The sequence below is a fragment of the Kurthia sp. Dielmo genome, from assembly GCF_000307285.2.
Taxonomy (GTDB): Bacteria; Bacillota; Bacilli; order Bacillales_A; family Planococcaceae; genus Kurthia; species Kurthia populi.
The window spans coordinates 55,069-69,622 of the sequence record NZ_HE578964.1 but is presented as its reverse complement, the minus strand read 5'-3'; the positions used below and the strand labels follow the sequence as shown (position 1 = coordinate 69,622).

Below are 14,554 nucleotides of genomic sequence, written 5' to 3'. Positions count from 1 at the left end.
TGCGAGAAGGAGGCATAGTTTTGAAAAACAAAAACATTTTTCAACTCATTCATGCGACAGAAATCATCAACAATTCAAATATCGTTTACTTTATGAAACGATTCCCTCATAAAATTGGTGTAACACCTGTCCTTGTATTAGCTGAATTGAGAAATAGTGGTGCGCAAAAGCAAACGGTATTAGCCGATAAAATTGGCTGTACACCTGGCGCTATGACGAATATTTCGAATAAACTTGTAAAAGCAGGTTATGCAGTTCGTAAATATAACGATGATGATCGTCGCCATGTATTGCTCGATATTACGGAAGAAGGCCTGAAAGTATTCAATGAAGCTCAAGCATTTGGTCGTGAGTTTCAAACAGAATTATTCGATGCACTGACAGACGAAGAAATCGAACAATATGTTAATATTCAAGATAAACTCCTTGCAGCAGCTATTCAACGTAATGAAAAATAACATATAAAGACAGCGAAGATAATCGTATGTCTGCGTATAAAAAAGCAGGAACCGCCGATGAGCGATTCCTGCTTTTTTAATGTTTTTTAATATGCTCAAAGCCTTCAAGTGCAAGCTTTCGTGCTGTTGCATGGTCCACAATTGGCTGTGGATAACTTATCTGATGCGCTGCTACATATTTTTGAGGGCTGTGGATAACATCAAGTGGAACATCTTTTAGCTCTGGAATCCAACGTTTAATGTAAAAAGCGCCACTATCAAATTTTTGAGCTTGTCCAGTAGGATTGAAAACGCGGAAATAAGGCGCAGCATCAATACCACTACCGGTAACCCATTGCCATCCCATCGCATTATTTGCGGTATCAAAATCGACGAGCGTTTCTTTAAACCAGTCATAGCCGTACTGCCAAGGGATGCGTAGATGTTTAACAAGGAAAGAAGCTACAACCATTCGAACACGGTTGTGTATAATGCCAGTCTCCCACAGTTCACGCATCCCAGCGTCCACCAGTGGATAACCTGTTTGACCAGTTTTCCACGCTGTGAATAAACCCTCATCGAAAGCCCATGGATAATGCTGAAAGGCTTTACGCACAGGAATACGGTCAAGGTCAGGGAACTGTGCCAACTGTTCATAAGCAAAGTCTCGCCAGGCTAGTTGTCTTAAATAGCTATCAGCAGCATCTGCATGTTCGGGCTGTTCATCAATAAATCGCTTTACACGGTACCACATCGAGCGAATACTAATATTCCCCCAAGCTAAATAAGGAGACATATCAGACGTTCCCTGCTTTCCTGGGAAATCTCTCAGCTTATTATAAGAAGCTAAATCTTGTTCGATAAAATCCTCAAATTTTTGAATGGCTTGCTGTTCGCCAGGAGTCCAATATGCTCCAAATTTTTTCATCCAATGATGATTATCGATTAATTTTAAGTCATCTATTGCCAAAGAATCAAATGTATCTTTCGAAAAAGTACTATTTTTATTTTGTGGAAAAGTAATATATTGCAACTTTGCTATTTTCCAATAAGACGAGAATACCTTATATGGTGTCTGATTCTTCGTAACAATCTTATGATGATAAAATAGTAATCGATCATCAAAACACTTCACATATGTTGTTTTAGTAGAATATTTTTCAACGAGTTCTTGTTCAAGTAGTACATCTTTAGGTAGGAGACTACGATTGAAAAATAGGGCATCTATTTGGAATGTATTCATCAATTCTTCAATAATGAGTTGTGGATTTCCTTGGCGTATAATAAGTGAACCACCACATGATTTAATTGATTCTGCTAGTGCTTCTAATGAATAATGTAGCCACCAATCAGAGGCAGTAGCAGCTGAATTTGTTTTTTCATAGATGAACACAGGAATGACTTCATCAAAGTCGCTTGCAGCAAGTAATGCTAGATTATCATGCAACCGTAAATCATAACGAAACCACATTAACGCTTTTGTCATTGTGAAACCTCCTTTATCTAATTATAGCAATAAATCATTCGAACGTTAAATTCTAGAAAAAACAGTTAAATTCTCTAAAAAACGCTAATATATTATTTTTTTAATTTTTAGAATTAATAGAAAATTATGTTTACTTATTTGTTTTTAGAATATAAAATATGGAATTAGAAAACATATTTTAAAGTTATGTTATCAATAGTCAGAATTATTAAATAAAATTTGGCGCAAGGGGGATGAAGTTTAATGAAGAATAACAATTTAAAGAAGTACGGTGCATTGATTGTTTCATCTGCACTATTGTTAGGAACATTAACAGCGTGTGGATCGAAAGATTCAGGTTCAGGTAGTGGGTCATCAGATGGTAACACAATTAAAATAGGCTTGAACTTAGAGCTGTCAGGCGCTGTAGCATCATATGGTTCGGGAATTTCAAAGGGTGCGGAACTTGCAATTAAAGAAATTAATGATGCAGGTGGTATCGATGGTAAAAAAATCGAGGCAGTAAAAATTGATAACAAATCAGAAAACTCTGAGGCGACATCAGCGGCATTAAAATTAGCGACACAAGAAAAAGTAGTAGCGCAAATTGGTTCAGCAACATCTGGTAATACAGTGGCGGCTGTACAAGTAGCGGACCAAAATAAAATGCCACTTATTTCACCATCAGGTACTTCACAAACAGTAACAGTAAATGATGACGGTGCTGTAAATGAATATGCATTCCGTACATGCTTCATTGACCCATTCCAAGGGAAAATTGCGGCGGACTTTGCATCAAATGATTTGAAAGCGAAAAACGTAGCGATTTTTGCGGATAGCTCAAGTGACTATGCAAAAGGCTTAGCTGAAGCATTCAAAAAGCAAATTGAAGCAAATGGTGGCAAGGTTGTGGCTGAAGAATCGTATGTAGCAAAAGATACGGACTTTAAATCAACACTTACACGCTTAAAATCAAAAAATCCTGACTTCATTTATGTACCAGGTTATTACGAAGAAGTAGGCTTAATTGTGAAGCAAGCACGTTCAATTGATATTGACGCTCCGATGATGGGTGGCGATGGCTGGGATTCACCAAAAATTGTTGAGCTTGCGGGTGCAAAATCACTTGATAACACCTTCTTTACAAACCACTATTCTGCAGAAGATCCAGATGAAAAAATCCAAAAATTCGTAAAATCATTTAAAGAAGCAAATGATGATAAATCACCGGATGCCTTCAATGCACTGGGCTATGACTCAGTGTATTGGCTAAAAGATGCGATTGAACGAGCAGGATCAACAAAAGGTGAAGATATTCAAAAAGCATTAGCGGAGACGAAGGATTTAAGTCTTGTAACAGGTGAAATTTCTGTGGATGAAGAACATAACACAATCAAATCGGCAACAGTTCTTGAATTTAAAGACGGCAAACAAGTGTTCAAAACAAAAGTGGAACCTTAAGTGACAAGTCTTTTATGAAGGGGGGCACTTGTCCTCCTTTTTTTAATTTGACAAAAAGGAGTGAAAATTATGGAGTGGCTTCAACAACTCGTAAACGGTATATCAATTGGTAGTATTTATGCGTTGATTGCACTTGGATATACGATGGTATACGGCATCATTAAATTAATTAACTTCGCACATGGTGATGTTTTTATGATTGGTGCATTTGTTGGATTTTACGGCTTAACACATTGGCATATCGGATTTATTCCGTCGTTACTTGCCGCAATGGTTATTTGTTCTATTTTAGGTGTTGTTATTGAACGCCTTGCTTATAAACGCTTACGTAATGCGACGCGTATTGCCGCGTTAATTACAGCTATCGGGATGTCGTTATTAATTGAATATACGACGATTTTCTTCCGCGGCGCACAGCCGGAAGCTTACCCTGATAATGCAGTCATTTCAAAAACATTTACTGTTTTTGGTACACAAATTAGCTCAGAATCAATCATTATACTAGTCACAACAATTGTTTTAATGTTATTACTACAATTTATTGTGCATAAAACAAAAATCGGTAAAGCAATGCGTGCCGTTTCTCATGATATGGAAGCTGCTCGCTTAATGGGGATTAATGTGAATATTACAATCTCAGCAACGTTTGCAATTGGTTCTGCATTAGCAGGTGCTGCTGGCGTAGTATTCGGTTTATACTACACAAAAATTGATCCATTAATGGGTATTATCCCTGGCGTAAAAGCATTCATTGCAGCTGTACTAGGTGGTATTGGTAGTATTCCAGGTGCTATGACAGGTGGTATGGTGCTAGGTATTGTGGAGACAGTTGTTAGTGCGCTTGGCTTCTCAATGTGGCGCGATGCAGCAGCATTTATCATTCTTATTTTAATTTTAATCTTTAAACCAGCGGGTATTTTTGGTAAAAATACGCGCGAGAAAGTGTAGGTGGTCATGATGAAAATTTCAAAAACATTTTGGATCTACACGATTATAGCGATTATTGGCTATGCAATTATTCAAGTGATGATTTCAAGTGGTCAATTAGATATGTATTATTCAAATTTACTTATTACGATTGCGATTAATGTAATGTTAGCTGTCAGTCTTCACTTAGTTATTGGCATTACAGGACAGTTTTCAATCGGCCATGCAGGGTTTTTAGCAGTAGGGGCCTACATTTCAGCGATTTGTACGATGCAGCTACATTTACCATTTATCGTTGGATTACTTGCAGGTGCTATTGTAGCTGCGATTGCAGGATTAATCGTTGGGATTCCAACGCTTCGTTTACGCGGAGATTACTTAGCCATTGCCACATTAGGCTTTGCAGAAATCATCCGTATTATCTTCTTAAACTGGGAGTATGTTGGTGGCGCGGCAGGGATGCAAGTGATGCAACAAACAACGTGGACGTATGCATTCTTCGGCATGTTAATTACGATTATTGTCATTTCGAACTTTACACGCTCACGTCATGGTCGTGCTTGTATTGCGATTCGAGAAGATGAAATTGCTGCTGATGCGATGGGAATTAATATCACGTATTATAAAGTACTCGCATTTGCGATTGGTTCGTTATTTGCAGGGCTTGCAGGTGGTTTATTCTCTCACAATTTCTTCATCATTCAACCAGCTCAATTCGGGTTCTTAAAATCATTTGATATTTTAATTTATGTTGTACTAGGTGGTCTTGGTAGCCTATCAGGTGCAGTGATTGCGGCAGTTGCATTAACAATTATTTCACTTTACCTACAAGACTTCCCAGAAACACGAATGATTATTTACAGCCTTGTGTTAATTCTTGTCATGCTTTATCGCCCAGTAGGTTTAATGGGTACAAAAGAAATTACAGATTTATTCAAACGTAAGCGCAAGGGAGGAGACGCACATGAGTAACTCTCTTTTAAAAGTAGAAAATGTCGGTATTCAGTTTGGTGGGTTAAAGGCTGTACAAGGCTTTGATATGGAATTATTTGAAGGAGAACTAATCGGTCTAATCGGTCCAAATGGTGCCGGAAAAACGACAAGTTTTAATATGCTAACAGGTGTATATAAACCAACAGAGGGACAGATTACGTTTGATGGAAAAGTGACCAATAATATGTTACCACACCAAGTAACAAAAAGTGGTATGAGCCGTACATTCCAAAATATTCGTCTGTTCAAAGAATTAACTGTTCTTGATAATGTAAAAGTAGCGAACCATTCTCTAGCAAATCATTCGGTACTAAGCTCAATATTACGTTTACCAACTTATTTCAAAGGTGAAGCAAAAATGGAGAAGGAATCACTCGAATTTTTAAAGATTTTCGAGCTAGATAAATATAAAGATGAGCTGGCAAAAAATTTACCTTATGGGATGCAGCGCCGCCTTGAAATTGCACGTGCATTAGCTGCCGGGCCTAAGCTTTTATTATTAGATGAACCAGCTGCTGGTATGAATCCAAAAGAGACGAGTGCACTGATGGATTTAATTGCATTGATTCGTAAAAAATTTGATTTAACAATTTTATTAATCGAGCATGATATGGGACTTGTTATGGGAATCTGTGAGCGAATTTATGTACTAGACCATGGGCAACTTATCGCATCAGGCACACCAGAAGAAATTCGTAGCAACAAGAAAGTAATCGAGGCGTATTTAGGTGAGGAGGTAACGGTTTAATGCTAAAAGTTGAAAATATCGATGTATTTTACGGCAATATTCAAGCATTGCGTGAAGTATCACTAGAAGTAAATGAGGGTGAAATCGTTACATTAATCGGTGCAAATGGTGCCGGGAAAACAACGTTACTTAAGACGTTATCTGGCCTATTAAAACCGAAAAAAGGCAAAATTGAATACCTCGGAAACTCAATCGCAGGAAAAGCAGCGCAAGGAATTGTGAAGAGTGGCATCTCGCAAGTACCGGAAGGTCGTCGTGTTTTTGCAAACATGAGTGTAGAGGAAAATTTAGATTTAGGTGCTTATTTACGCAAAGACCGCGATGGTATTAAAAGAGATATGGAACGAGTTTATGAGCTATTTCCACGATTGCTGGAACGAAAAAGTCAGTCTGCAGGAACATTATCTGGTGGTGAGCAGCAAATGCTTGCGATGGGCCGCGCGATCATGGCGAAGCCTAAGTTATTGTTGCTAGATGAACCTTCGATGGGCCTAGCACCTTTAATGGTTCAAACGATTTTTAGTATTATTAAAGAAATTAACGAAGCAGGTACAACGATTTTATTAGTTGAACAAAACGCACATATGGCACTGTCAGTTGCGCAGCGAGCGTATGTAATTGAAACCGGTAAAGTTGTATTATCTGGCGATGCTAAGGAACTACAAGAAAGTGATGAAGTACGTGCAGCATATTTAGGTGGTTTATAGACTCAGAAAGGACAAGTATGATGCTTGTCCTTTTTTAATGCGGGTAAAGATAAATAAGGGGTGATGGAAATGGTAGAACGTGTAATCGTAACTGAGGAAGCACTGACTGTTATTCAAGAATTAAAAGCATCACATGGAGCATTAGTGTTTCACTTATCTGGTGGGTGCTGTGATGGGACTGCACCGATGTGCTATGAGCAGGGTGAATTTAAAGAAGGAAGCGTTGATTTATTGCTTGGTACATTAGACAAGGACATTCCATTTTACATGCATGAAAGCTTATATGAATATATGAAGCACACGCAAATTATTGTTGATGTTACGAACGGGATGGGTGGCTTTTCACTTGAAGCAGAATTAGGAAAAGCATTTCTAACGCGAAGTCGACCTTTTACAGAAGATGAGGAAAAAGAATTAGCAGAAATCCATTGACCTATTATTTGAAAAAATATGTTTTTTGTTAGATAATATATGTACGAAACAGAAAATTCTGGGAATTTGACGTTTTAAATAATCGTAAGGGAGCGGATAGTGTAATGATCTATGCAAATCCAAACACTGAAGGCGCAGTAATTCAATTTAAGGAAAAATACGATAACTATATTGGTGGCGAATGGGTAGCACCAGTAAAAGGTGAGTATTTTGATAATGTAACGCCAGTAACAGGTGAAGTTTTCACTAAAGCTGCAAAATCAACAGCCGAGGATATCGAATTAGCACTTGAGGCTGCACATAAAGCGAAAGAAGCTTGGGGTAAAACTTCAGCAACTGAACGTGCTAATATTCTAAATAAAATTGCTGATCGCATTGAAGAAAACTTAGAATTAATTGCGGTTGCTGAAACTTGGGATAATGGTAAAGCAGTTCGAGAAACATTAAATGCAGATATTCCATTAGCAGTAGATCATTTCCGTTATTTCGCTTCTGCTATTCGTGCCCAAGAGGGTAGTCTTACGCAATTAGATGATGATACAGTAGCGTATCACTTCCAAGAGCCTCTAGGCGTTGTTGGTCAAATTATTCCTTGGAACTTCCCAATTTTAATGGCAGTTTGGAAGCTAGCTCCTGCATTAGCAGCTGGTAACTGTGTCGTGTTAAAACCGGCAGAGCAAACACCAGTATCGATTATGGTTGTAATGGAATTAATCGAAGACTTACTACCACCAGGTGTTGTAAACATCGTTAATGGCTTTGGTGCAACAGTAGGTAAAGCCTTAGCAACAAACAAAAAAATTGCGAAAGTGGCATTCACAGGTTCTACAGCAGTAGGGCGCTTAATTATGCAATACGCAACTGAAAACATCATTCCTGTAACATTAGAGTTAGGTGGTAAGTCACCTAATGTATTCTTTGAAGATGTTATGGATGAAGATGATGAATTCTTAGATAAAGCAATTGAAGGTCTTGTTATGTTTGCGCTAAACTCAGGTGAGATTTGTACTTGTCCATCACGTGCATTAATCCAAGAATCAATTTACGATAAATTCATTGAGCGTGCAATTGAGCGCGTAAAAGCAATCAAAATTGGTAATCCATTAGATACAGAAGTAATGATGGGTGCACAAAACTCAAATGAACAACAAGAAAAAATCAAGTCTTATTTACAAATTGGTAAAGATGAAGGTGCAGAAGTGTTAGTCGGTGGTGAAGCTAATCGTGTAGAAGGATTAGAAAATGGTTTCTACATCCAACCTACTATCTTCAAAGGAAACAACAAAATGCGTATTTTCCAAGAAGAAATCTTTGGCCCTGTATTATCGCTTACAACATTCAAAGATTACGATGAAGCAATTGAAATTGCGAATGATACAGAGTACGGCTTAGGTGCTGGGGTATGGTCTCGTTCAGGTGACATTGCCTACCGTGCAGGTCGTGCAATCCAAGCAGGTCGCGTATGGACAAACACATATCACCAATATCCAGCAGGTGCAGCATTCGGTGGTTACAAGCTATCAGGTATCGGTCGCGAAAACCACAAAATGATGTTAGATCATTATCAACAAACGAAAAACTTGCTAGTTAGCTATAACCGTAAGCCTCAAGGTTTCTTCTAAACCGAAAGGAGAGAGCAACATGGTTGAACGTGTTGTTGCAACGGATAAAGCAATTGAATTAATTCATTTTTTGAAAGATAAATATGGAAAAGGACTAGCTTTTCATCAGTCAGGTGGTTGTTGTGAAGGTTCGAAACCATTATGCTTTTTGGAGGATGAATTTAAAGTAGGGCAAATCGATGTACTCCTTGGATATGTGGATGGAGACGTGCCATTTTATATGCATGAAAACCTCTACAATTATTCGAAGCATACACAACATGTATTAGATGTTGTGGATAGTTTTGGGAGTGGATTTTCAATTGAATCCATCGAAAATAAAAGTTTCCTTATACGCGCTCGTGTGTTTACAGATGAGGAATATGCGGAAGTGAAACAAATTATTGCCAATGAAAAAGCAGTGGGGTAATCCACTGCTTTTTTCTGTTATATTAATATTAGTTTTTAAATAAATACAGATTTGAGTCTATTTTGTGAACTTTAATTGTTGAAATGATACAGAATGTGTTTTATGATAGATACAGATGAAAGAGACGAAGGAGCGGTTGCAATGTTAGAAGCAGTGCCAATGAGCCAATCAAGAACGGTGCAAACACATCTTGTGTTACCACCAGATACAAATCATATGAATACAATATTCGGTGGGAAAGTTTTAGCTTATATTGACGAAATCGCAGCAGTTACATCAATGAAGCATGCTAAAATGCAAACTGTTACAGCCTCATTTGACTCAGTTGATTTCTTTGCGCCGGTACATTCGGGTGAAATTTTAGAATTAGAAGCAGTTGTCAGCAACACAGGACGTTCTTCAATGGAAATTTATATTCGGGTACAAGCTCGTGATATTGAAACACGCGATACTAAACTAACAACAGAATCATTTGTCACGATGGTTGCTGTCGATACAAATGGAAAACCACAAGAAGTTGCCCCGGTTTATCCAGAAACAAATGAAGAACGTCGATTGTTTGAATCGGGTCCAGCACGTCGCGCACATCGTAAAGCAAAACGTGAAATGCCACATTCATTCTTTTAAAAAAGAGGCTAGGACAAACTAATTCTAGTCGATAAAAGGATTAACAAAAAGAAGGAACCATAAGCGTGGTTCCTTCTTTTTGTTGCGAACCTATTAGAAATAAGTTCTCGCTCAATCTATTTTTAATGAGAAAATCTAGTTTTTGGTGGCATATGTTCAACACAACCAACTTTTTCAATTGTTGCATGCCCGTTTTCAAGATGAACAATTGTTAAACTTGTGCCATCGATATGGGGCGAATCACAAAGCTGGTCTATCGAGTGTCCAAGGAAATAATTGATAAGTACTTTTTTAACGATACTATGTGTTACAACGAGTATATTGTCATCCTGCTCATACTTACCTTCAATTTTATCGATAATTTTTTTTGCACGTTCGAGTACATCGTAGTAATTTTCACCTTCTAGTGATTCAAAGCATTCGGCGTGATGGATGTAATTATCATAGGCTTCAGGGTACTGTTGTTTAATTTTTTGAATGAGCATTCCTTGCCATTCTGCTACATTAATCTCTTTTAGTTCATGCTTAATAAAAAGAGGTGTTTGATGACCCTGTAAAATCAATTTTGCCGTTTCTAAAGCTCGGCCGCTTGGACTTGAGTAAGCAGCGATGAATGGTGTACTGCTAAGGCGTTTACACAGAGCGTTTGCTTGATCCTTCCCGTAATTTGTAAGCGGTGAATCAAACCATCCCTGTATACGTTCTTGGACGTTCCATTCGGTTTGCCCATGGCGCGTAATATAGAGCGTTACCATATCATCCTTCCTTTCAAGTGAAATCCAAACAAGTATAGAAGATTCCTTTTAGAATGTCAAAATAATAAAAAAATCGCCCTTCTAAGAGGACGATTTTTCAGTAGCATTATTCCGTTAATTCGGTTGCTACTTCTAATAAGCGTTCTGCAGAATCTGCCACTTGGAATGTCGCATTTGAAATTTCGTCTAATATTATTGTGATGTTAGATACATCATTTGTTGTCGATGTGTGATTTGTTTTAATACCTGAAACAGCGCGTGCAATCGTTTGGAATGAGTCGGATAATTCTTTTTGCATTTCAACACCAGATAAAATTTGTGTATCTACTTCTTTAACAGACGCGGACATATTGGCGATATTACATTCGGTTTCATGAATTAATGAAGAAACGTTTTGCACAGCACTTTTTGTTTCCTCAGCTAACTTACGAACTTCATCTGCTACGACTGCAAAGCCTTTTCCATGCTCCCCTGCACGTGCCGCCTCAATTGATGCATTTAGTGCTAAAAGGTTTGTCTGATCAGCGATATCTGTCACGAGACGTACGATTTCTGAGATTTTGTGTGAGGAAATACGCAGATGCCCCATCGTCGAATCTAATTGTTTAACAGATGTCGACATACGTGCCATTAAATCATTTTGTTGTACGAGTAAACGTGTGCCATTCTCAGATTTTTGCTCGGTTTCATTCACGAAGTTTAGCCCTTTTTTTGTAGCATCTGAAATATCTTCAGATTGTGTTACAAGAGATTGAATTGATGCAGTTGTTTCCTCACTAATGGCACTTAATTCTTCTGCAGTACTTTGTACAGAAACCATAATTTCTGCTTTTTCATCAATGTGGCGCTGCTGTATATCTGCTTGTTCCTCATCATATGCTTCAATGACGATTTGCTGTTCGAGATTGATGACTTTTGCAAATGCATTCACTGCGCGTTTAAAGTCATCTAATGGTAATCCAAGTTCTGCACAGTACGTCATAAACGTACTATTTAATGCTTGGAATGAATTTAAATACCATTTTGATGGTAAACCAATTACAACATGAACATGTGCAATTCGTTTACGATCTAATACATAGTTATGATTGAACTGCCCATTGAAAATTGCCGTTATATGACGTGTCAATGTCACTTTCAAACGCTCAATTGAAGAGTTGTGATTAATAATTGATGTAAGCTCACTTGCTTTGCTAATTGTGGTGTAGAATTCATTAACCATTAATGGTACAAGTTCATTTGTATATTGCTTGAAATGAGAAATAATTGCTAAGTCTTCTTTTGTTAAACTTAATAATTCTACTTGCTTTGATAAACCAGGGAATGTTGATAAATCAAGCTCCACTTCATTTAGCGCTGCGTCTAAATCAAAATATGATGAGGGCTGTTTCGGCTTTGAAAAATTCCAAATACTCAAGAGATTGTCTCCTATCTTTATGTAAAAAATAATGTTGATAATTTTGTATTAACTTTTAAAAAAAGTATATTTTCATTAGTTATATCGGTTGGAGTATTTGTTTTAATGTATTAATTACAAAAAAACTTTAAAATTCACAAAAAATATGTGCATAAATAAAAAAAGAACTGTCCATTAGACAGTTCTCAGCTATTTATAATTTGAAAAAATCGAGCCAACCTTTATGTTTGAACCAAGAAATCATTGAAACGGCGATGATAAACATGACACCGAGTACAATGAAATAACCCCAGTGCCAATGTAGCTCAGGCATGTTATCGAAATTCATGCCATATACTCCTGCAACGAAAGTCAATGGAATGAAGATGGTCGATACAATTGTTAAAGTCATCATAATACTATTCATACGTACAGCATTCATTGACATATGACTATCACGCATGTCAGCTGTCAATTCTCGGTTAGATTCAATCATTTCTGTCAGTTTTACGAGATGGTCATGAATATCGCCAAAGTATGCACGCTCGGCTCCAATTAAACCGAGGCGGCCAGAGTTCATGATGCGATACAATAGGTCGCGCATTGGGAGTACGATACGACGAATGTGTAATAAGTCACTACGTAAATCAAATACATCGGACATCGCCTTTGCATTGCGCTGGTAATTTAATTGATCTTCAATTTCATTTAAGCGGTCTTCAATGTTATAAACCATAGGGAAGTAGCTATCAACGAGTTTATCGACTACTTGATACATGGCGTAATAAGAACCGCGCTCCCAATCACCAGGTTGGTTTAGTACACGTTTACGTGCTGTTTCAATCTCAGGAACAGGCGTCTTGTGATATGTCACGATAAAGTTGCTAGCGATAAAAATATTTACTTCTTCTGCTTCTAATTCAATAGAATTCATTTTATGTACGACAAGGAAGTGGCAGTCGTCATAATAGTCGATTTTCGGACGTTGTAAACGCATTAATGAGTCCTCGATTGCTAATGGGTGAAAGTGAAATACCGTATCTAAGTACGTATTTTCCGTAGGTGTTGGTTGATCAAAATCTACCCAATACCAGTCGAAGTCGAATGTATGCAACTCATCCAATGGAAAATCGGCCACTACGTTATTGTCTTTTGTAAAACCTAAAGTTCGAATCATCGTAACGCCTCTTTTTCTCCGTAGTTATTAATATTGTCCCATATCCATACCCTAATGTCGACAAACGTAAAAGAAAATTAATCAAAACAAAAAGCCATGAAAATACATGGCTTTAACGGTCACTTGATAACCAAACAGCAATTTTTTCACCGCTATTTCCGTTCGATATCGAGTGTATATTTTTATGGTCAACAGAGTCGCTTGAATCATACGAGCTCTTTAAAAGGCAGTAGGGCATAACGAGTAAAACAGCGAGGCATAAAATAGTAATTCCTGCTGTAAGCAATGCTTTCTTCAAAAGAAACATCCCTTTCATCATGTGATATTAGAAAGGACGTCGACTGCTAAAAAATGTTTCCAAACGGTTTATAGCTAGAATGAAACTATTTTATAGCTTATCCCGTAGAATAACTACCACATAATAGAAAGGACTATTCAAATGAACGATAAAAACGTTGAATCTACTAAATGGTTAAAAGTGATTGTGCATGCAAGTCCATTTTTCGCACCATACCTTATCCCAGTTTTATTTTATTTATTTGTTGATGATGCTTCAGTTAAAAAAATATCGATTCAAGCCTTGCTATTCCAAATCTTGATGGGCGTGTTAATTTTCATTTCAGCGATATTCAGTGCACTTTTAATCGGTCTGCCATTCTTAGTTGTCTTCGTAGCAATGACCGTAATCGTGCCAATTGTAGGTATCGTAAAAGCAATACAGGACGACAACTGGGAATACCCAATTATTAAAAAATTCTTTTAATCGTAAAACCATGCTACGGCATGGTTTTTTTATATCGAAATGAGAGAAAAGGTTTTACACATTTTATGAGCCAAATATTTGTAATCGAATTTTGAATTGAATATAATATAGTCAAAGATAGTCAAAGTCAGTAAGGCAAGCGAGGTGAAGACAGCAAATGAGAAATATTTCCGACATTATTGAAGGATATTTGAAGGAAGTTATTGAATTAGAAGGAAATGGCTTAATTGAAATTAAACGTAGTGAGATCGCTGATAAATTTCAATGTGTACCATCGCAAATTAACTATGTTATTAATACCAGATTTACTGAGGAACGTGGGTATCAGGTACAAAGTAAACGTGGAGGCGGAGGGTATATTCGTATCGTTCGCGTTCAAATAACTTCGAGTGCTGATTTGATTGATGAAACCATTCAACAACTAGGGATTTCTGCACCACAACAAGTTGCAGAAGATATCATTTTCCGTCTTATTAATGAAGAAGTTATTTCAAAAAGAGAAGCGAAAATGATGTTGGCGGCTGTCGATCGACAAATATTAGCGCTCAACTTGCCATTACGTGATGAAGTACGCGCACGAATCTTACGCGCGATGCTAACGACATTAAAATACGATATTCCTAAGAGATAAGAGG

At 37.4% G+C, this 14,554-nt stretch carries 16 protein-coding genes; 12 read left to right on the top strand and 4 right to left on the bottom strand.

Going from position 1 to position 14,554, the window contains the following annotated elements; all coding sequences use genetic code 11:
- The first annotated feature begins 20 nt into the window (after positions 1-20).
- Complete coding sequence (locus tag KTHG_RS18875) at positions 21-458, top strand: MarR family winged helix-turn-helix transcriptional regulator (protein WP_126992010.1); 438 nt, start codon at positions 21-23, stop codon at positions 456-458.
- A gap of 76 nt (positions 459-534) precedes the next feature.
- On the opposite strand, the gene KTHG_RS18870 is transcribed toward KTHG_RS18875, so the two are convergent.
- The gene (locus tag KTHG_RS18870; protein WP_139995879.1) at positions 535-1,923 is read right to left on the bottom strand and encodes a cryptochrome/photolyase family protein; all 1,389 of its coding nucleotides are present in this window, start codon (positions 1,921-1,923) and stop codon (positions 535-537) included.
- A 243-nt stretch (positions 1,924-2,166) separates the two neighbouring features.
- On the opposite strand from KTHG_RS18870, the gene KTHG_RS18865 reads away from it, so the two are divergent.
- From KTHG_RS18865 to KTHG_RS18825, 9 genes are all read left to right on the top strand, one after another.
- Positions 2,167-3,363, top strand: a complete 1,197-nt coding sequence (locus KTHG_RS18865) for an ABC transporter substrate-binding protein (RefSeq protein WP_139995877.1) — start codon at positions 2,167-2,169, stop codon at positions 3,361-3,363.
- A 69-nt stretch (positions 3,364-3,432) separates the two neighbouring features.
- Complete coding sequence (locus KTHG_RS18860) at positions 3,433-4,311, top strand: branched-chain amino acid ABC transporter permease (RefSeq protein WP_139995875.1); 879 nt, start codon at positions 3,433-3,435, stop codon at positions 4,309-4,311.
- A 9-nt stretch (positions 4,312-4,320) separates the two neighbouring features.
- Positions 4,321-5,262 (top strand): branched-chain amino acid ABC transporter permease, encoded by a 942-nt coding sequence (locus KTHG_RS18855; RefSeq protein WP_126992056.1) that lies wholly within the window; start codon positions 4,321-4,323, stop codon positions 5,260-5,262.
- Positions 5,255-6,031 (top strand): ABC transporter ATP-binding protein, encoded by a 777-nt coding sequence (locus KTHG_RS18850; RefSeq protein WP_139995873.1) that lies wholly within the window; start codon positions 5,255-5,257, stop codon positions 6,029-6,031. Before KTHG_RS18855 ends, KTHG_RS18850 begins: the two co-directional genes overlap by 8 nt.
- On the top strand, positions 6,031-6,738 hold the full coding sequence (locus tag KTHG_RS18845; RefSeq protein WP_126992005.1) for an ABC transporter ATP-binding protein: 708 nt from the start codon (positions 6,031-6,033) through the stop codon (positions 6,736-6,738). Before KTHG_RS18850 ends, KTHG_RS18845 begins: the two co-directional genes overlap by 1 nt.
- Before the next feature lie 69 nt (positions 6,739-6,807).
- Positions 6,808-7,170 carry a DUF779 domain-containing protein gene (locus tag KTHG_RS18840; protein ID WP_139995871.1) on the top strand — a complete coding sequence of 121 codons (363 nt, stop codon included), beginning with the start codon at positions 6,808-6,810 and terminating at the stop codon, positions 7,168-7,170.
- Between the two features lie 104 nt (positions 7,171-7,274).
- Positions 7,275-8,792 carry an acetaldehyde dehydrogenase ExaC gene (exaC, locus tag KTHG_RS18835; RefSeq protein WP_126992003.1) on the top strand — a complete coding sequence of 506 codons (1,518 nt, stop codon included), beginning with the start codon at positions 7,275-7,277 and terminating at the stop codon, positions 8,790-8,792.
- A 19-nt stretch (positions 8,793-8,811) separates the two neighbouring features.
- Entirely contained in the window at positions 8,812-9,201 is a 390-nt protein-coding gene (locus KTHG_RS18830; RefSeq protein ID WP_126992002.1) for a DUF779 domain-containing protein, read from the top strand.
- A 141-nt stretch (positions 9,202-9,342) separates the two neighbouring features.
- Complete coding sequence (locus KTHG_RS18825; RefSeq protein WP_126992001.1) at positions 9,343-9,828, top strand: acyl-CoA thioesterase; 486 nt, start codon at positions 9,343-9,345, stop codon at positions 9,826-9,828.
- A gap of 122 nt (positions 9,829-9,950) precedes the next feature.
- On the opposite strand, the gene KTHG_RS18820 is transcribed toward KTHG_RS18825, so the two are convergent.
- The 3 genes from KTHG_RS18820 to corA all read right to left on the bottom strand — a co-directional run bounded on the left by KTHG_RS18820 (position 9,951) and on the right by corA (position 13,156).
- Positions 9,951-10,583, bottom strand: a complete 633-nt coding sequence (locus KTHG_RS18820) for a histidine phosphatase family protein (protein WP_139995869.1) — start codon at positions 10,581-10,583, stop codon at positions 9,951-9,953.
- Between the two features lie 106 nt (positions 10,584-10,689).
- Complete coding sequence (locus KTHG_RS18815) at positions 10,690-12,000, bottom strand: globin-coupled sensor protein (protein WP_139995867.1); 1,311 nt, start codon at positions 11,998-12,000, stop codon at positions 10,690-10,692.
- 193 nt (positions 12,001-12,193) lie between these two features.
- On the bottom strand, positions 12,194-13,156 hold the full coding sequence (corA, locus tag KTHG_RS18810; RefSeq protein ID WP_126991998.1) for a magnesium/cobalt transporter CorA: 963 nt from the start codon (positions 13,154-13,156) through the stop codon (positions 12,194-12,196).
- A 439-nt stretch (positions 13,157-13,595) separates the two neighbouring features.
- On the opposite strand from corA, the gene KTHG_RS18805 reads away from it, so the two are divergent.
- Together KTHG_RS18805 and KTHG_RS18800 are read left to right on the top strand one after the other, a co-directional pair.
- A complete protein-coding gene (locus KTHG_RS18805) occupies positions 13,596-13,919 on the top strand; it encodes a DUF4870 domain-containing protein (RefSeq protein ID WP_126991997.1) in 324 nt (107 codons plus the stop codon).
- Between the two features lie 157 nt (positions 13,920-14,076).
- A complete protein-coding gene (locus tag KTHG_RS18800; protein WP_126991996.1) occupies positions 14,077-14,550 on the top strand; it encodes a CtsR family transcriptional regulator in 474 nt (157 codons plus the stop codon).
- The last annotated feature ends 4 nt before the right edge of the window (positions 14,551-14,554 follow it).